Annotated in this window: 11 protein-coding genes; 8 read left to right on the forward strand and 3 right to left on the reverse strand. The window is 62.6% G+C overall.

Annotation, left to right across the window (positions count from 1 at the left end):
• Positions 1-591: 591 nt before the first annotated feature.
• From wecC to ACJASC_RS16975, 3 genes are all read right to left on the reverse strand, one after another.
• Complete coding sequence (gene wecC, locus ACJASC_RS16965; RefSeq protein ID WP_415147044.1) at positions 592-1,851, reverse strand: UDP-N-acetyl-D-mannosamine dehydrogenase; 1,260 nt, start codon at positions 1,849-1,851, stop codon at positions 592-594.
• Positions 1,852-1,927: 76 nt separating this feature from the next.
• A complete protein-coding gene (wecB, locus tag ACJASC_RS16970) occupies positions 1,928-3,064 on the reverse strand; it encodes a non-hydrolyzing UDP-N-acetylglucosamine 2-epimerase (RefSeq protein ID WP_415147045.1) in 1,137 nt (378 codons plus the stop codon).
• Between the two features lie 65 nt (positions 3,065-3,129).
• Positions 3,130-5,973, reverse strand: coding sequence for a glycosyltransferase (locus ACJASC_RS16975; protein ID WP_415147046.1), 2,844 nt, complete (start codon positions 5,971-5,973; stop codon positions 3,130-3,132).
• 117 nt (positions 5,974-6,090) lie between these two features.
• Between ACJASC_RS16975 and ACJASC_RS16980 the strand changes: the two genes are divergently transcribed.
• The 8 genes from ACJASC_RS16980 to ACJASC_RS17015 all read left to right on the forward strand — a co-directional run.
• Complete coding sequence (locus ACJASC_RS16980) at positions 6,091-6,597, forward strand: hypothetical protein (RefSeq protein ID WP_415147047.1); 507 nt, start codon at positions 6,091-6,093, stop codon at positions 6,595-6,597.
• A gap of 73 nt (positions 6,598-6,670) precedes the next feature.
• Entirely contained in the window at positions 6,671-8,461 is a 1,791-nt protein-coding gene (locus ACJASC_RS16985; RefSeq protein ID WP_415147048.1) for a glycosyltransferase, read from the forward strand.
• Entirely contained in the window at positions 8,458-10,635 is a 2,178-nt protein-coding gene (locus ACJASC_RS16990; protein ID WP_415147049.1) for a glycosyltransferase family protein, read from the forward strand. Before ACJASC_RS16985 ends, ACJASC_RS16990 begins: the two co-directional genes overlap by 4 nt.
• 483 nt (positions 10,636-11,118) lie before the next feature.
• Positions 11,119-13,143, forward strand: a complete 2,025-nt coding sequence (locus ACJASC_RS16995) for a hypothetical protein (protein WP_415147050.1) — start codon at positions 11,119-11,121, stop codon at positions 13,141-13,143.
• Positions 13,140-15,428, forward strand: a complete 2,289-nt coding sequence (locus tag ACJASC_RS17000) for a glycosyltransferase (RefSeq protein WP_415147051.1) — start codon at positions 13,140-13,142, stop codon at positions 15,426-15,428. Before ACJASC_RS16995 ends, ACJASC_RS17000 begins: the two co-directional genes overlap by 4 nt.
• A gap of 139 nt (positions 15,429-15,567) precedes the next feature.
• Positions 15,568-17,949 (forward strand): hypothetical protein, encoded by a 2,382-nt coding sequence (locus ACJASC_RS17005; RefSeq protein WP_415147052.1) that lies wholly within the window; start codon positions 15,568-15,570, stop codon positions 17,947-17,949.
• 208 nt (positions 17,950-18,157) lie between these two features.
• Positions 18,158-18,856, forward strand: coding sequence for a heparin lyase I family protein (locus ACJASC_RS17010; RefSeq protein ID WP_415147053.1), 699 nt, complete (start codon positions 18,158-18,160; stop codon positions 18,854-18,856).
• A 106-nt stretch (positions 18,857-18,962) separates the two neighbouring features.
• Positions 18,963-19,362 (forward strand): hypothetical protein (locus ACJASC_RS17015; RefSeq protein ID WP_415147054.1); only part of this gene is annotated, 400 nt, incomplete at its 3' end.

Raw genomic sequence — 19,362 nt, forward strand, 5'->3', positions numbered from 1 at the left:
GAAAGGGCAATCTTATCCAATTCAGTAGCGCGTTGTGGTTGGAACGGAACCTTCAGCTTCGGTCTGCGCCTTTGGCCGCAAAGGAGATGAAGCCTGCCGCCTCCCCTTGCCCTACCCTCTCAACCAAGGCCGCGCATCTTTTGTCGGCGTTCTAAAACGGTCGTATTCTCAAATTCTGTATATTTGGAAAATCTGCTCATACCATCGATGGGCTGGGCCTGCCTTTCACGCGGTGCAGCGCCATGCACTCGCTGAAGAGGATTGAAACGCTCGCATCGAGGGGGAGGGCGCGGCGCATTTTCGATCTCCGGGCGACCAGATCGACAGAGCCAATCCACGCTGTGGCTCTCAAGCGCCACCGCCACGTTCAAGTGCGCACTGATCGCGAGCGCATGCCTGCAAGTTTCGCCATAGCCTGCGCCAAGAGCCGCATCGGCGGCAATTCCGGCCTATCGGGAACCATGCTGGACGGATCGAGGCCTGTTGGCGACAACATGGAGTAGTCCGGCATCATCCGGACTGTCAGCATTTGCCATCATTTTCCAGCATTCGGCAGGGCGATCGAAACCGCGTCGATCGCCCCTTTCGTTATCAGATCCCGACGACGTCGATCAGCGTCCGGCCTTCGGGGATCGCCTCGCGCAGGCTCCTGAAGGCGGTGTGTTTGACAAGGACGATGACGATGTCGGCGGTCTCAAGCGCCTTGTCGAGCGGGGTCAGGGCGACGGGCAGGCCATCAAAATCGCCCGGCAGCTCCTCGATATGTGGCTCGACCGCGAGCACCCGGCAGCCGAGACGGCCGAAATCACGGGTGATAGCCAGCGCCGGGCTTTCGCGCAGGTCATCGATGTCAGGCTTGAAGGCGAGGCCGAGGCAAGCGACCGTGATGTCCGACATGGTGCGGCCCGGCGCGGCGGAAAGCGTCTCGAGGATCGCGTCGCGGCCCTTGTCCAGTACCCATTTCGGCTTGTCGTCATTGACCTCGCGAGCCTGACGGATCAGCCGCGCCTGCTCGGGCGCGCTGGCGATCAGGAACCACGGATCGACCGCGATGCAATGGCCACCTACACCGGCGCTAGGTTGCAGGATGTTGACCCGCGGGTGGCGGTTGGCCAGCGAGATGAGCTCGCGCACGTCGATGTCGAAGCCGTCGCAGAGCACCGACAGTTCGTTGGCGAAGGCAATCGACACGTCGCGCGAAGCATTCTCGACCAGCTTGCACATCTCGGCGGTGCGCGCGTCGGTCACAACACAATCGCCGCGCACCACGATCTGGTAGAGTTCGACCGCCATGCGCGAGGCGCGCGCGGTCATGCCGCCGATCACCCGGTCGTTCTCGACCAGCTCGCGCACCACTTGTCCGGGCAGAACCCGCTCGGGGCAATGTGCGACCTGCACGTCGGCCTCCTCGCCTGCGGTCTGCGGGAAGCTCAGATCAGGGCGCGCCTCGGCCATCCAGACTGACATCTTCTCGGTCGCGCCGACTGGCGAGGTGCTCTCGAGCACTACCAGATCACCGGCCTTGAGCACCGGCGCCACCGCCTTGGCAGCGGCCTCGATATAGGACAGGTCGGGCTCGTGATCGGCCTTGAACGGGGTCGGCACCGCGATGATGAAGGCGTCCGAGGCCTCCGGCGTGGTCGAGGCGCGCAGCCATCCTTCGGTCACCGCCTTGTGGACGATGCCATCGAGTTCGGGCTCGACGATGTGGATCTTGCCGGCGTTGATCGTGTCTACCACGCGCTGCGAGACATCCACGCCGGTGACCGGCACGCCACGGGCGGCAAAGAGCGCAGCGGTGGGCAGGCCGATATAGCCCAGGCCGATCATCGAGATCCTGTCGAAGCTCATGGAAGAGAAATCCTGTCTTGGCAAAAAGGGAGGAGGAAAGAGGCGAGGCACCCGACTGGGTGCCCCGGAAGCGGTGTCAGGCCGCCTTGGCCGCGGCCAAGGCGTCGGCCAGCGTCTTGGCGATCCGCGCCGCGGCCTGACCGTCGCCATAGGGGTTGAGCGCGCGGGCCATCTCCACATAGGCGGCCTCGTCGTCGAGGAGCCGCACGGTTTCGGCTTCGATCCGGGCCGCGTCGGTGCCGACCAGCCGCACCGTGCCGGCGGTGACCGCCTCGGGACGCTCGGTGGTTTCGCGCATCACCAGCACTGGCTTGCCCAATGAGGGCGCCTCTTCCTGCACGCCGCCGGAGTCGGTGACGATCAAATGCGCGCGGCGCATCAGCCAGACAAAGGGGAGGTAATCCTGCGGGTCGATCAGATGCATGTCCGAGGCCTGCCCGAGGATCCGGCGCACCGGCTCCTGAACGTTCGGGTTGAGGTGGACGGGATAGACCACCTGCACGTCGCCGCGCCCGGCGATCCGGGCCAGAGCCTCGCAGATCTGCTCGAAGCCGAGGCCGAAATTCTCGCGTCGATGGCCGGTGACCAGCACCATCCGCCGCTTGGGGTCAAGGAAGGGGAAGCGCGCCGCCATCTCGGCATCGAGCGTGGGGTCGTTCTCGAAACGGGCGACCACCTCCTGCAGCGCATCGATCACCGTGTTGCCCGTAATCTGGATCGTCTCGGGGTCGACGTTCTCCGCCAGCAGCGCGTCACGCGCCGCTTCGGTCGGCGCGAAATGCATATCGGCGAGCCGGCCCACCACCGAGCGGTTCATCTCCTCGGGCCAAGGTGCGGACATGTCGCCGGTCCTGAGACCCGCCTCGACATGACCCACCGGCACGCGGGCATAGAAGGCCGCGAGCGCCGCGGCCATGGTGGTGGTGGTGTCGCCATGCACCAGCACCCGGTCGTAGCCGCCGCGCTCCAGCTCGCCTTGCAGTTCGGTCAGGATCCTCGCGGTGATCGAGGTCAGGGTCTGACCGGGGCGCATGATGTCGAGATCGACATCCGGGGTCAGGCCGAACAGCTCCAGCACCTGGTCGAGCATCTGGCGGTGCTGCGCGGTGACGCAGACCCGCGCCTCAATCCCCGGCGTGGCCTGAAGCGCCTTCACCACCGGTGCCATCTTGATGGCCTCGGGACGCGTCCCGAACACGACAAGAACCTTCATGCGAAACTCTCCGGAGAAAAAAATGCCACGTCCTGCTAGCAGCAAGGGCAGTAAATCGAAAGCCTCTAAACGTTGGGCAAGGTAATCCTCGGCGTGAAAACGCCACAATATGATGTATCTTCCGGTTGTGTACGCAATGTTTGCGCTCGCGCGCGTGCCGCCTGCGACATCGCCTCTAGCCGGGCCGGATCCCCGGCGATGTCGGCGATGGCTGCTGCTACTGCGGCGGCATCGTCCGCGGGAACCACGATACCAGCCCGCCCGTCACGCCCCACCAGCTCGGGCGGGGTCCCGCGATCGTAACAGACCACCGGGCGCCCGGCGGCCATCGCCTCGAGCACGGTGCGCCCGAAGCTTTCGGCAAAGCGCGACAGGCTGAGCACGAGGTCGGCCCCGGCCATGGCCTCGACCGGGCTCGCGGCATAACCCGCATGCGACAGCCCCTTGGGCAGGCGGCCGAGCGCCGCGACCGCCGTGCTGCGTGGCCCGATCAGCACCACCCGCGCCGCTGCCCCGCGCCGGGCCAGAACCCGCGCCACCGCCGCCGCGTCGGCCACCCCCTTCTCGGCTGAGAGGCTGCCGATCAACGCCACCCGCAGCGGCGTCTGCGGTTCGAAGGGCATGTCGTGGAGTGCCGGATCGACGCTGTTGGGGACCACCGTGGTTTTCTTGGGCGCATCGATCCAGCGGGCCACCGCCTCGGAATTGGCCACAATCCTCTCCGAAAGATCGAGCACGCGCCGTCGCAATTCTTCGGGCCGCACTCCGAGATCGCGGCACAGACGCGGATCCTGCGCAGGCAGTTCGCGCGGCCAGACCACCGCCGGCACCCCGGCCGCGCGCGCCGCCAGCAGCGGCGCGTCCATCACGCAGGTGTTTTGATGCAACGCGGTGGCCCCCGTGGCCCGGACCAGATCCGCCAACAGGGCCACGCTGCTCGGATCGGGATCGACCCCGCCATAAAGCCACCCGAGGGGCCGCAGGTGCAGCCGATGCACCCGCGCCAGCACTGCCCGTAGGTATTCGGCGTTCAGGATCTGCGGCAGCACGAGCGAAGGCGTCGTCCCCGCGACGCGCGCCCGGTCGAGCATGTCGAGCAGGCTGCGCTCGGCGCCGAAGATCCGCGACCCGGCCTGATGACCCACGAAGAGCACGCCCGGCGCATCCGCACGCGGCGCGGGTAGCGCGCCGTCGAGGTCGGGCAGGTCGCGCGCATGCGCCTCCAGCCGGTCGAGCAGGGCCGGCGCCGCCGGTTCGGGCAGCGCACCGCTTTCGCGCCAGCCGGCCAGCAGCGCGCCGCTCGCGCTGAAGAAGGGTCCGGGATCTTCGGCCTGCGCCGCGCCTTCGGCGAGCCATTGCAGCGCCGGGTTGCTCCCCGTCAGACGCAGCTCGGGGCGGCTGCGCAACCGCCATGCCGCATCGAAGCCGGGACTGGCGCGGAGCCGTTCGGCGGGGCTATGCGCGGGGTCTGTCGCTTTGGGGGCGGGATCGCCGATATCGAGGGCGGGGGGCACGGGAAAGGGTCTGTTGCGGGGTTTTCGCGGCAGATGCAACGCCTCTGGCCCGCCGGTCGTGGCCCGCGTATGCCAAGCCGCAGCCGCCATGTGGTAGTCGCGCCGCGCCCCGCCCCACATGCTGTCGATACCCGCCGTACCGCCGCCGCTGAGCGAGCCCGCATGGCTGCGGCCGAAGGCCAGCGGCAGGCCGGGCCGCACCTCGATCACCGCGCCCGCGCCGAAGGCCGCGCGGATCCGGTCGGCATATTCGGTGTCGGCTCCGGCCCGCGCCCGGTCCCAGTAGCCCAAGCGCTCCAGCACCTCGGCACGGATCATCAGCGAGGAGATGTTGGGATGCACGAGGCCGCGTTCACCCCACCAGCGGGTGAACCGAAGATCCGGCGTCGCGCGGACCCAGTGCGACTGGCTCGCCATCGTTTCTGGCCGGCCCAGCAGCGCCCGGACCTGCAACGCGATCTTGGCGGGATGCGACCAGTCGTCGGCATCGTGCACGGTGAGAAAGGCGCCCTGCGCCTGCGCCGCACCGAGATTGCGCGCGGCATAGGCGCCGGGTTCGGTCGCCCCGTCGATCAGCCGGATCCGCGGATCGCGCGCCGCCCGGTCGCGCACCACCGTCGCCGTCGCGTCGGTCGAGCCATTGTCGACCACGAGGACCTCCAGCGCCTGCCAGCTCTGGGTCGAGAGCGCGTCGAGCGCCGCCCCGATGGTGGCGGCGGCATCGCGCGCCGGCATCACCACGCTGACCAGCGGGCCCGAGCGGCTCCGGCGGCCCGTCCTCGCCGCGAGGCGATCGAAGGCCGGGCCCGCGCCGGGCGCCACGCGCGGCACCGCCAGTCCCGCCGGGGCGTAGAGCCGCGTGAGCGCCGTGCGCCAGCCCAAGCCGAAGCCGCCTTCGGTGGCGCGCAGGTTGGCCAGCGACAGCGCCAAGTCGCGGCGCGACCCGAAGCGCCGCCCGGCCCGGCGGAGCAGCCGCCGCGCCCGCGCCGTGTCGCCGGTGGCGATCGCCGCCTCGGCGGCCAGCAGCACCGGGTCGATGAGTCCGAAGCCGTCGATTATGTCGTGCGCGGGATCGAGGAGGTCGAGCCAGCCCGCCGCCCCTGCCCAGTCGCCGTCGCGCGCCGCGGCGCGCGCCAGCGCCAGCCGCGCCCAGACCCGTTCGGCCTCGGGCAGCGCCGCGTCTTGCGCCATCGCCTCGAGCGTCGCCGCGCCATCGCGCAGCAGCCCATGCCGCAGGTCGCGCTCGCGATCGGCGGCGGTCAGCGCGCAGGGCCTGCGCCCTTCGCGCCGCCCGTGCCGCAGGTAATGCCGGCGCGGGTCGCCGCCGCCCGAGGCAACGTCGGGATGCGCGACCAAGTACCATTGCGCGTCGAAGAAGCGCGGAAAGGCGGGCATGACATGGCTCCTGTGGCCGGTTTCGGGGCGGATTCCAGGCCCGCCCCGCAAGGGCATGACACTTTACATCCGAAGGTTTCAAGGCCATCAGGCCTTCGGGTTGTCGGGGAGAAGCCAATGTCAGGCGCCGTGTCGCAAAGCACCAGAACCTCTGGCCTGCCGCCGCTCCTGCTGGAGCTTCAGGCCGAGATCGAGACGCGCTACATCGAGACCTGCCGACTGGAGCGCGAACTGGCGCGGCTACGCGCCGAGCGGCCGGTGCTATGCATGGTGCCGCCGCGCCCCAACCCGGTCTATCGCCTGCTGCTGCGGGCCCTGCCGCCGCTGCGCCGCCGCCGCGCGCTGCGGGTGATCCGGGGCTCGGGGCTGTTCGACACGAAATGGTATCTCACGCAGAACCCCGACGTGGCGCGGGCCGGGCTCGACCCGGCGCGGCACTACCTCGCGCATGGCGCCGCCGATCGGCGCGATCCCGGCCCGCATTTCTCGACCGGGCATTACCTCGACCTCTACCCCGACATCTCGGCGACCGGCGCGAACCCGCTGCTGCACTACCTGCAGGATGGCTGGCGCGAGGATCGGTCGATCCGCCCGGACATGCCGCATGGCGGCCTTTCGGGCTGAGCCGCATGCCCAAGCGCCCCCTTCACCGCAAAGCCGCGCGCACCACCGGCGCCCCATCGCCTCGGGAGATTTCATGAGCGATCGTTCCGCCGCCCAGGGTTGGCGCTTCCCGGACCGGCTGGCCTATGTGGTCAGCCATGCCCTGCCGCATTCCAGCAACGGTTATGCCGTGCGTACCCACGAAGTGGCACGGGCGCTGATCGCGCGCGGCCGCGACGTGTTGGTGCTGACCCGGCCCGGCCGGCCTTGGGACATCGAGGGGTTCCCGCGGCAGGAAAAGACGCATGTCGAGCATCGGATCGACGGAGTGCGCTACCTTAATCTGCCCTCCCCGGCGCTGCCGCAGACTCCTCGCCGGGCCCGGCTGCGGATGGCCGAAATGGCTCTGTTCAAGGCGATCTCGGTGTTCCGCCCCGCCGCCGTCATGGCCGCTTCCGATTGGGAGAATGGCGAACCCGCGGTCAATGTCGCGCGGCGGCTGGAGATCCCCTTCTTCTACGAGCAGCGCGGCTTCTGGGAGCTGAGCCGCGCGGCGCAGGAGCCCGGCTGGGCTGAGGATCCGGAATTCGCGCGCTGCGTCGAGGCCGAGACCCGGCTGGCGCGGCAGGCCGAGACCGTCTTCACCCTGACCGGCGAGATGCGCGACGAACTGGTGCGGCGCGGCGTGCCGACGGGTCGGGTGCGGCTTGTGCCGAACGGCATGTCGCTGCCGCGTGCCGGCCTGCGCGGCCCCTCGCGCGGCGAGCTGGGCGTCACCGCGCGGCACCTTCTGGCCTATATAGGCTCGCTCAACGCCTATGAGGGGGTGGAGGACCTGCCCCGGCTGCTGGCGCTGCTGCGCGGGCGCGGCGTCGACGCGGCGCTGATGGTGGTCGGCTCTTCCGTCCCCAAGGGGCTGGTGGGCGGCACCGGTGACCCGGCGCATGACCGACTGCGCGCTGCCGCGCGGACCGCCGGAGTGCTCGATCACCTGCATCTCGTGCCGCAGCTGCCGCTCGGGGCGGTGGACGGCTATTACCGCCTCGCCGATGCGGTGGTGCTGCCGCGCCGCCGCGGCGCCGCCACCGAGATGGTCGCGCCGCTCAAACCCTATGCCGCCGCCGCGCATGGTAAGCCGGTCTTCATGACCGACATGCCGCCGCTCGACGCGGTGGCGCGCGAGATCGGCGGGCATCTCTTTCCCGAGGGCGACATGGAATGGCTGGCCGAGCTGCTGGAAGGGCGTCTCGGTGCCGAGGCCGTACCCGCAGCGCCGGTCTCCGAGATGCTGCACTGGTCCGAGCGGGTGAGCCCGATGGTCGAACGGTTCGAGGCGGTCGCGGCGGATGCCCGGCTGCGGTTGTCGCGGATCGCGGGCGACGCGCGGCTCTCCTCCTCGATGCCGGAGGGGCCGGGCTTCGACCAGCGCGCGCTGCCGCAGGTGATGTTCGGCCGCCAGCGCGCCGTGGCCGGGATCGGCCCCTGCCGCGATCTGGCCGCGAAACAGGGCTTCAAGAAACTGACCCGGCAGAACCTGTTGGGACATATGGCCGCCGCCGAACCGGGGCTGTTCGTGATCGATTGGGCCGGGCTCGAGGCCGAAGGCGAAGCGGGCGGCGAATGGGACGGGCTCTGGTCGATCGCCAACATGCGGCTCAACCGCCAAATGCTCGACGCCGTCCGGCTGGCGCGTGAACGCGGCTGGCGGATCGAGATCCTCGGGCCGATCGACCGCTCCCGCGCGCCGCTCTACCGCTCCGTCGCGGGGCTGGTGGACGCGGAAATCGACCCGGTTGCAGGTGAAGTGCCGGATGTTCCCCTGCCCGGTGAAACGCCTTCGGACACCGATACGCTGGCTGATGCACGCAAGGAGGTGGCCTCGTGAGAGTCGCGGTTCTCGCAGAACAGAACTTCAACCTGATCGACGGCTCGACGATTTGGCTCCTGAACGTATGCAAGCTGCTCGCCCTGCAGGAGGATCTCGACGTGACGCTGGTGCTGACGCACCCGCTCACCGCCCCGGTGCTGGCGCACGAGCTGCCCGACAGTATCAAGAGGATCGACCCGGTCGGCATCGCCGCCCTCGGCGGCCCCGAAGGCCCGCTCGCACCCGAGACCCTGTCGCGGGCGCTCACCGCGATCGAGGCCGCGCCCGAGCATGGCGGCCGCTTCGACCGGCTTTTCGCGCGCGGCACGAGCTTTATCGAGGCACTGCTCGCCGATCCGGGCTGCCGGACGCGGCTGGTAGGCTATGCCCCCGGTGCGATTCCCGACCCCACCGAGACCGAGCCGGTCTGGATCGGCCGCGGCCGCGCCGCGCGGATGCCGTTGGTGGTGCAGAGCGAGATTGCCAAGCACGCGCTCGAGAGCCTGTCGGACTATCCCGGCAACGTGGTGCATGTCGTGCCGCCCATCGTCTTCGTCGAAACCGGCGAAGCGGTGGCAGAGACACGCGACCCCGCGCGTCCCGCAACGCTGTGCTACAGCGGCAAGATCGACCCGCAATACGGCCTCGACTGGCTCGTGGAATTCGGTCGCGGCCTTGCCGGCAGGCCCGGCCTCGGACTCGACATCATTGCCGGCAAGGATACCTGGCGCTCGCGTCACAAGGCCTTCTTCTCCGAGATGGACGCCTTTCGTGACGAGATCCGCGCGGGCGCGGTGCCGAACGCGAGCCTCGCCAGCGGGCTGCCGCATGCAGAGGCCAAGGCCCGCATGGGCCGCGCCGATTTCGCATGGTGCCTGCGCCACACGCATTACGACGACGTCATCGAGATCTCGACCAAGATCGTCGAGTTCTGCACGCTGGGTGTGCCGCCGATCCTCAACGACACGGCGCTGAACCGGTCGCTCTTCGGCGCCGACTACCCTTATCTGGTCGACATCGCGCGGGAGGACCCGGTGGCGCGCACGGCCGAGCTGATGGAAACCCGCGACGGCGCGGCCTACGCCGCTGCCCGCGTCCGCATCGGCGAAATCGCGGCGCACTTCGCCCCCGGCCCGCTGGCCGACCGGCTGGGCCGGGCGATCCGTGGGCACAAGGCCGGTGCGCCGCCACTGACCGACCGGCCGCGACGGCTGTTGATCGCCACCCACGAGCGCAAATTCCTCATGGGGTTTCTCGACCGCGTTGCCGCCGACGGGCAGGTCTCGATCCGCTGGCAGGACTGGGCCAGCACGGTCAAGCCGGCGGGGTCGCTGCAGGTGCCCGAGGACGTCGACACGGTGTTCTGCGAATGGTGCTGCGAGAACGCGGTCTGGCACAGCCGCAACAAGCGCGCGGGCACGCGGCTGATCGTGCGGCTGCACCGTTTCGAGGCGTTCCGCGACTTTCCCGAGCGGGTGGACTGGGAGGCAGTGGACGCGCTGATCGTGGTGTCGGACCATTTCCGCGACCTGATGGTCGAGCGCCACGGCGTCGATCCGGCGCGGATCCACGTGATGCCGCAATATATCGACTGGGCCGAGCTGCGCCGTCTTAAGACGCCGCAGGCCCGCTTCACGCTCGGCCTCGTCGGCATCAACCCCTTCGGCCACAAGCGCTTTGACCGCGCCATCGACTTCTTTGCGGCGCTGCACGCATGCGATCCGCGCTTCACCCTCGCGGTTCGCAGCGTCATGCCGTGGCAGATCGCCTGGGTCTGGGACAACCGACCCGAGGAGCGGGCCGCTTTCGAGGCGGTGTTCAAACGGATCTTCGCCGATCCCGACCTTTCGGCCGCGATCCGCTTCGACCCGGCGGGCCCCGACATGGCGCAGTGGTACCGCGAGGTGGGCACGATCCTGTCGAGCTCCGACAGCGAGGGCTGTCACACGGCGGTGATCGAAGGCATGGCGTCGGGTTGTTACCCGGTGGTGCATGACTGGCCCGGTGCGCGTGGACTATTTACGGAATACGTGCACGGCGACATGAAGGACGCGATCGAAGCGGTGATCGCTTTTGCCGACAGACCGGACCAAGACGCGGCGCGCGACGCAATCGCGCGGGAGGTGAAGGGCTGGGATATAGAGGTGTTCGCGGAGGCGGTGTTTCAGATCCAGGCCCGATCAGAACAGTGATTTGCAGTCCTGCAGCTACTAGATGAAAAGGCATACTGCACAAGGCATCGCCTACTAATACACACCTTAGACATAAATCATATCGATACAGGAAGGACTTCGAGGAATTTGGATGCGAAAAAGATCTGTTCATGCAGATCAAAGAACGGCGTCGAAATATCTTCTACGAACCATCGAATTTTGATTGCAAACTTTGGGGCAACCACATCCAGAAAATTGTATTGCAAATATAGATGAATCAATCCAAACACGCAACACAGGCAAGAATAATCACATACAATCAATGCAGGTATTTCAGCATTTTGAGCACTTGAGTTCACCTGAAATACGCCCTAAAAAGCTTATGAAAGCATGCTATAGAAACCACTATCGCCGCTTAGATTTCAAAAATCACTTTTTTACAAATAACGCTTCGCTTCAAACCTTTCAGCAAACCTGCGTTGTTAAACTTCTCGAATAAATAGGTTCAAGGAACTGATCAAGTTGACCCGCAACCTCTCTGAATCAAGCGAACGAATGATATCCACTTCCAGCGACCTCCTACCTTCTGATCCTGTGCTGCGAGAAAAGTTGGTCCAAGATGCTTGGCGCCATGCAAAAGACATTCTTTATTCCAGAGATCAGGACGCGCGGAAAGTTGAGTTAGACGAAATGGCCGCTAAGCTGGTAGAGGCTGAAAGGCGCGGCTCGGAATACAAAGAAAAATTTGACAGACTTCACTACATTATTTCTGAAGCAGGCCGCTTTCCGGTTGCCCCCCCTTTTGCCGCTCTGAGCCGCATCAAAGACGCAATTCGCGCGCTAGAAGGCCCTGTCGAAGGGTCAAGACGTATTGTGCACCTACCAACCACCGGCTTAAAAAAATTCATCATTTTAGGAAGGCTGGACGGAGCCGATGCCGGAAGAGAAAAAGCAGCTATTCTTTCCTTTCAATTTCGTGATTCGGAAAGCAGGAATTTGCCGGCACCGAGTTGGTTAAGGCATTCAGAAAAGTTTGGCTCATATCGATATATTAACCCTAAATGCGGCAACTGGTTTGAGCGCGCCATTTACCTCCCAGAAGGTACGGCAGAAGTCGAAATAGCAATCCACGATCTTAGAGATGAATTTCTCCACGAAAAAGCGGAGGTATCTCCACTTATTCTTTCTGAGATGACTGCAGTTTCCATTGACCTGATGGAAGTGGAGAATATTTCAGACGTCGGCATTCCAAATAGCGCAATAAAATCCAAAAAAGTCCCCCTCATCATAGACGAGCACGGCGCCGAAGCACTTCTCGAACTCCCTAATAACGCCAAGTCCGTTCAATTTGAGATTGAGGTATCGACAATCCCCGGAACCGAATCCGTTCTGATGGTCGAAACCCACGCATTATCTGAGACCAAACAAACCCAGCGCTTTGAAATTACAGTGACTACCGCCAATGCGAGATTGTCGTTGTCGTGCCAAAGCCCGGCACCCTTCAACTATGTCTTATTGCGACTTATCTCTAGGGAGGGAGACAGGCCGATTATTTTGTCCGACAGCCAAATTCGGAAATTGCACAGTTTTCCCGGCATGGACTTGGCTAAGACCCTAGGCTCGTCCCAGCTGCCGGTATCCCTTCTTGAAAGTTTGGCTGATGACTGGGTGACACGAGAAAAATGGTTTGGCGTTTACGAAGATCTTTCTGGTCCGGAGGCACCACTAGTCGCCATGCGCAAAGTGGACGACAAGACTAGCCCCTTGGCATTAAATTTTACCGTCACAGGTGCTAGCCGAGGTGGCAGCACCCGCAAGGGCATGGTTCTATCTCTCTATGCCTTCGATGCCGAAGGCCACCGCTTAGAAATCGAGGGTGCCGATTACCTATCTTCCGAAAAGTTTCCTTTATTCAAGTATATTCGTGTAGATGAGGGATTGCGGCACGTATTGGAGCGGCTGCCTGCCCCAGAGGGAGCGCGCTATTTCGGTGTCTGCCTACAGGGATGGCATCACAATGCGTTCGACCATATCGGTGCCGCACCGCTCTTCTGCCCCGTAGAGGATTGTGCGCGAAGCTTCGAAGAAATCCATCTTCGGCCCTCCTCCCTACTGAGTCTTCCTTGGCATGGAGTCTTCGCTCAGAAGCGGAGCGGCGCACTGGAAATACTGACACCCAATTACTGGCAGGCTCCTCTGGAGGGCGACGTGGTAGATGGCGCTACAAAATCTCGGACTGCGACTGGAAACGCTACTGCCATTCGCATTCGGCTTGGTCCGGATAGCGGGCAATCGGCGTGGCGGGACGTCGCTGAAGGCACTTGGTCCCCTGACATAAAAGCCTTGCGCGATATCGTTTCAACCGCTCGGCGCAAGCGGCTGCCCGTGATCCTGCATCTGGAGCGGATGAAGGACGAGGCGGTCCTGCCCTATTTTCTGCTACCCGTAGCTGATCGCGTCGTCATAGACGAAACTCAGAGAACCCGGTTGATCACCGTAGTTCCTGAAAACCGGTTGCATGTGGTCCAAAAGGAAAACTCGCAATGAGCGCTCTGCAATCCTCGACTGTTCAGGACAGCGAAGTGGCGGCCGCATCTTTGGCCGGCCAACGGATTCTCGTCTATGCCCCGATCAATACTGCCATTGTCGACGGCTCGGCGATCTGGTTGCGTTCGATTTGTCAAACATTGTCCCAAATGCCGGACACGGATGTCGATCTGCTGTCCTATGCCGCCCCCCGCGACTTCGCCGAAAAGCTGAGTGGGGTAAGCCGGCAGTGGCTTCCCTCCGACCGGCTCTTCACTGGGTCGGGCATTTCCTCCCTAGCAAAGGGCACGGTTCTCCCTCCCCTTGCCGCGGGCGACGCCATTGCCATTCTTGAGCGGCTTGTGTCCTATGACTACCTTCTGGTTAGGGGTCGGGCCGCGGCGCACCATATGGCAACGCTGCCGGATCGGCGCGCGAAGCTGATGGTTTACCTCACGGACATAGACGAAGATCTGCTCTGGGCCGCGCCCGACAGCCCCGAGATCGCGAAGCTGGCCGAAACGATCGAGGCTGCGGCACTGGTTCTGTGCCAAACCCGGCATCTGGCCGCTTTCATCGAGGAGCTGTCCCCGGCCGCCACGCCACGGATCTCAATTCTACCTCCGATGATTCCCGATGCCTTCTTCGAACGGGCTCCCCAAACGGCACGCGATACAGCTACCGAGGCCGCCCCCCGACCGTTGCGCATGATCTACGCCGGCAAGTTCGCGACGGCTTGGGCGATCGAGGAGATGCTGGACGCGCAGGATGCGCTCGGAGGTGAAGACAGCCCTATCAACTTGCATGTTTACGGCGACAAGTTCAATGCCTCTTCGGACGGGTTCACCGAGCGTGTCCGACCGCGCCTGGAGGCCGGGCGTGGATTTGTCTGGCACGGCGCGGTCAGCCGAGAGACGCTGCAGGCCGAGCTGGCCAGCTTCGACATCGGCTACGCCTTCAGGCACGACACGCTCACAGGCAGCCCGGAGATCTCGACCAAGCTGATCGAATATGCGGCGTCGGGCGTGGCGCCGATCCTTAATCGCACCCCCGCCCATGTGGCGTATTTCGGTCCCCATTATCCGCTCTATGCGAACTCCACGGAACAGCTCTTGGCGCGGCTGAAGGCGCTGGTAGCAGGCGAAATCGATCCGGCCAAGGCACTCGAATTCGCCCGCGAGCGGATCGAGCCACATCGAATGTCGAACGTGGCCCGACGGCTCGAGACGATCTTCGAGCGGGCCGAGCCGCTCCGCCCCCACCCGCCTCGGGGCGCGGTGCGCGAAAGTCTGCTAGTGGTGGGACACGACCTAAAATTCATGGGCGACCTAAACGCTAAGTTGTTCAACAACACCCATTACCGGACCAGTCATGTGATCTGGCCGCGCTTTCAGGACGGGGGGGAAGCCGAGACCTTGGCCGCGATGAAATCGGCCGATCTCATCTTCTGCGAATGGGCTTTAGGGAACGCGGTGTTTTGCGCCCGGCACAAGCAACAGGACCAGAAGCTCGTTGTGCGTTTCCACCGTTTCGAGATGACGACCGATTTCCCCCAGCGCATCGACATCGAAAAGGTCGACATGGTAGTCACGGTCAGCAACCACATGGCCGCCCATTTCCGCGACGTCTACAATTGGCCCGACGACAAAATTCGGGTCATTCCCAATTCGATCGACGCCGCAGGCCTGGACCGGCCTAAGACCGAATGGTCACCTTTCAACCTCGGCATGCTAGGCGCCCTTCCCTCTCTCAAGAGGCTGGACCTAGCCGTCGACCTGCTGGACCTCCTGACGCAGGAAGATTCGCGCTTCCGCCTGCACGTCAAGAGCAAGATGCCTTGGGACCTGCCTTGGCTCTGGAACTCGACCGAGGCCAACAAGTACTACAGCCGCCTATTCTACAGGATCCGCAACAACCCGAGGCTGGCGCATCAGGTACAGTTCGACCCGCACGGACCCGACGTGGCGCGCTGGTTCCAGAAGATCGGTTGGGTGCTTTCCACGTCGGATGTCGAAAGTTTTCATCTGGCGGGGATCGAGGGCATGGCATCGGGTGCCATACCATTGGTGAAGGAGCGATTGGGGGCCAATCAGATCTTTCCCGAGACGCAGGTGTTCAAGGGGGTCGAGGCAATGGCGGAACATGTGATGTCGACCATTCAAGAAATGCAGGACGACACCGCCTCGAAAGCTTCACCCCTGAGTTTCGTCGAGCGATCCATGCCCATGAAGGATCTGGCAGCTAGGTTCGATCACATGGCGGTCATGGCGCAGTGGCGCGACCTTCTGGACAAACTGTCAGACTAGTTCGCGGAGAACAGTGCTCTACAATAGAAGCTACGGGGCATCAGAAAAAATATCCGATGCCCTAATAAATAGTAGCCCCGCAGCATGAATAACATGGGATTGAAAAGTCCCACCACGGAACAAAGAAAAATAATGCACAATGTTTTTCTCAGATACTCAGCTGCGGGGCATCCGCGACACGAAAGCCGACGACATCGCAGAAATGTCGAGGAATCTTGGGGAAAGGCTTTCCAGCTTCCTTGAACCAAACAGCACACGGAACTTCAATTTCCCATTCATGCCAGCAAATGGCTTTCCTCATATTGATGCATTCCTCCTCAAGGAAGGAGAAACATACGACCCCTGCTTTTTCAGAAGGCCATCAACAGGAATTCTCGTAGAATTTTATAGCCTAGACGATACGCCGTTCGATGCTAAATTCAGGATCGGCAGTTTCTCAATAGACTTCAGATCTAAAAATACAGGCGGTGCCGAGGTTCTTATTGGTGATTCCCAAGTCGCACCCCTTCCCCGGTTTGATCTCGGAAGCATTAGCATTCGCACATTCGGCAACAGGGCATTTCTGAACCTAAACTCCCACAGATGCATTGATCTAGGAATTTCAGAGCATTTGGATGCTGGCGATATCTTTGTGAAAGTCGCCAAAGGCTCCCTATGCCTGGTTCAATTTCAGGCCCTTCATGGGCAGGATATTCAGCACGTTCATTTCTCGCATTGCGAGGAAAGCCGCAGGGTTAAAGTGGAGAACACATCTCCGAGATGGGTTCTTCTATGGGAAAAGCAAGCACAATTCTACTATCACACCTCGATCATCTGCATGCAGCTTCAACAGGTTCACCGGATCAGCCCTCATTTGACCGAAGATCCATATAGCCTATTGTCACGCATAGAGGAGTTCCAGAAGCTGGCCTTTGATTGCCTCATGGCGTGGAGCTATTGGCGACCCTCGGCGTCCTCGAGCCCCGAGAACGGGCAATGGGAGCGAAACAGCTGGGCGAACGGATATATTCCGGGAGCTTTCGGAATTCTTTATTCCTGCACACTTTCCGTTCCGATCGAGCAGGTTCAAAAAAAATTCCATTTATTTGGAACTCGCTGGCTCACCCATCTGCACATTTTCTCCGCCCCCCTGTTTCACAGATTTCCTGATCATAGGCATTGGGCGCGGAGATCAACGAACCACGGTCTTGTCATATACTTCTCCTATCTGGTAGGCGCCTCCTGCATCCGTCCCGAGGGCGACAAGTGGTCTGCACACATCGAGAAACAGTGTCTAACGACGCTAAACAAAAGCCTAGACGATGGATGCTACTTGGAGGGATTGAACTACCTGCAGTTTATTCTTCTAGAGTTGTTTCCGTATATCTGGACGAGATGGCAGCGCAGCGGCCTTAGCTGGAATAGATTCGTCGCGGGCCGGTTTCCGATCCTCTTACGGGTCAAACGCACGATGCTGCACGCATCCCGCTCCGACGGCAAATTGTTCGCCACCTTCGGCGATTGCGACCCTATGGATTGGATCCGTACGGTCGTGCTCTTCATATCTTCGGTCGGTGACGAAATTCCGGCTTTTGACAAGCTGTTGGAAGCAGACAACACTTCGGAGCAGGAAGGAAACGAATATCTGCTAATGGCGCTATGCCTGCCCCAACCATCGTACAAATCAGAAATACCTGATACGGTCGAGACAATAATTTTTGACAAATCCGGTATGGCCACTGCGCAGCGCTTTTCCAGAGAGGGGGCAGGCTGGTCGCTCTGGGCTTGCGGATCGACCCTGCACCTGACCCATAACGTCGATCACGATTGCGGCAGCTTCTTTTATGAAACGAATGGCCGTCCGTGGGTCGTGGAAAATAAAGGTCGCTCAGCCTTCATGCACAATGTCTGGCTCATTCCTGGATGTTCCCTTGTCGACAAGAATGACGTGAATTCATGCCATGGTACCATGTCGAAAGATGGGCATCCTTTGCCAAGAACGAACAGTGGCACCGTCGATAGCATCAGCGATCTGCCCGAAAGCTGGTCTGGGTTCCATATAAAAGCACCGAGCCTCTACAAAGTCGGAAACGGCACTGCCATGATCGAGTCTGCGAGGCGCAGCTTCTTCTTTACCACCAAAGGCCCGAGGATCCTGATCGTTGCCGATCAGGTGACAAGTTCGGTTCCTGAAAGTGTGAAGGCTCAGTTCCTCCTGCACGGTTTGGAACATCAGACGGACAAGAGAACTGAAAATCGCGTCATCGACAACGATCTAAGGCAAGTCGTGTTCGCAAAAGAAGTTTCTTTGGAAATTGGAAAACGTGGTGACACGACTACGGTTTTTGAGCCGACAATACCTCTGGATAACACACGTTCGATCGGACTTCGCGCTTTTGTCGAAGGGGTTAACGAAAACGTCAGAATTTCGCGAGCGCCTGACTCGAACACTGCGTGGAACATCGATGGATATTCCGGGATGCATCTGACTTTGGATTTCTCTGCGTGGAACAGACTGCCTTCATTCGGTAGTACCTTCTGATGATGTCCAGAATCCCCGAGATTTCATGATCGCATATGGTTGCATGCACTGAGACATCGAGCGTAGGTCTGTCGAGTACGGCGGGATAAACCCGATCACCGGAATATTTTGATCTGGTTTGGAGGCCAAAGGCAGTATGAGCAGGCAGACCACTTATGAAGCAATGAAGAGCATAGCGGCAAAGCTTCTTTGTTTGATTCTCGCGACATTGCCTGTCTCAGGACCTACCCACGCCGCCGCCTGGTACCGGATCGACCTCGAACAAGCCCGGATCACCTCTGAAGCCCTGACCGAGGGATCGCGCAGCTTCGCCCGGCGTGAGGAAGGCGGCGCTCTTTCGCCGCTGATCGTGCCGGACCGGCGCGGATTGGGGCACGCGCTGTCAATCTTCAGCCGCGCCACGCCCGAGGGCGCGCGCGCCGACCGATCCGAGATCACGATCTACAGCGGCATCGCGCCGGGGCGGCGCTGGTTTCTCGGGCTCGAGGCCTTGCTGCCTTCCGAGGTCCCCACACCGCAGGATTGGCAGATCCTCGCGCAATGCGTTCAGCCCGGCTCGGGCAAGTCCCCACCGATCTCGCTCGACCTCGAACCCGACGGCAGCGTGTCGCTGGTGGCGCGCAGCGACGCGGACGGGTTCGAGACGCTCTGGAACGGGCCGATGCCGCGCGACCGCTGGACCGGCTTCGTGCTGGAGTTCGAGTTCGGAGAGCCAGGTTTCGCGCGGCTCTGGGTCGATGGTCAGGAGGTCGTAGCGCGGCAATTACCGCTGATCTGGCGTGAGGGCGAGCCGCGCTGCGTGCTCAAGACCGGTCTCTACCGCGCGCCCTCGACCGGCTATTTCGAGATGCTGATCGACAATGTCATCCTTGGCAACGACCGCGCCTCGGTCACGCCCCAAAGGTGACCTCCCTTTGTCCGGCCCGCTGTCTTACAGGGCTTCGATAGCTGATTTAACTGGATGTGATTACACTTGGCGCAGCCCCGGCGTCGGACATCATTTTGAGATTTCCTTGAGTATTATTGAAGTCGGAGCGTTCAAACACGGCCTCCATCTGCTGAATTGGGAGGCCACCTTTCGGCCGGGACGACCGCTGGTGGTGGTGTTTTCGGGCGTCGATACGGTGCCGACGCGCTGCAAGACCTCCTATTACGGCCTGCACGCGCATCTCGATGCCTCGGTGGCGCATATCCACGGCAACTTCGGCGCGCATGGCAACTACCTCCTGCGCCGAGGCGGGGATGATCGCATCCAGGAGGCGGTGCTGGCGCTGCTGCGCATGCTTATTGACCTGCTCCCCGCCGGTCCCTCGGTCATAACGAGAGTTTGCGGGTTTGAGATTGGTAGTTGGACTGGTCGTTTCGGGCAAGCGCGCCTGGCGTGGAGCCTTCAAATTGCTCAAGCGCCCGGCG

This window comes from Limimaricola cinnabarinus, assembly GCF_047631075.1.
Lineage (GTDB): Bacteria > Pseudomonadota > Alphaproteobacteria > Rhodobacterales > Rhodobacteraceae > Limimaricola > Limimaricola cinnabarinus.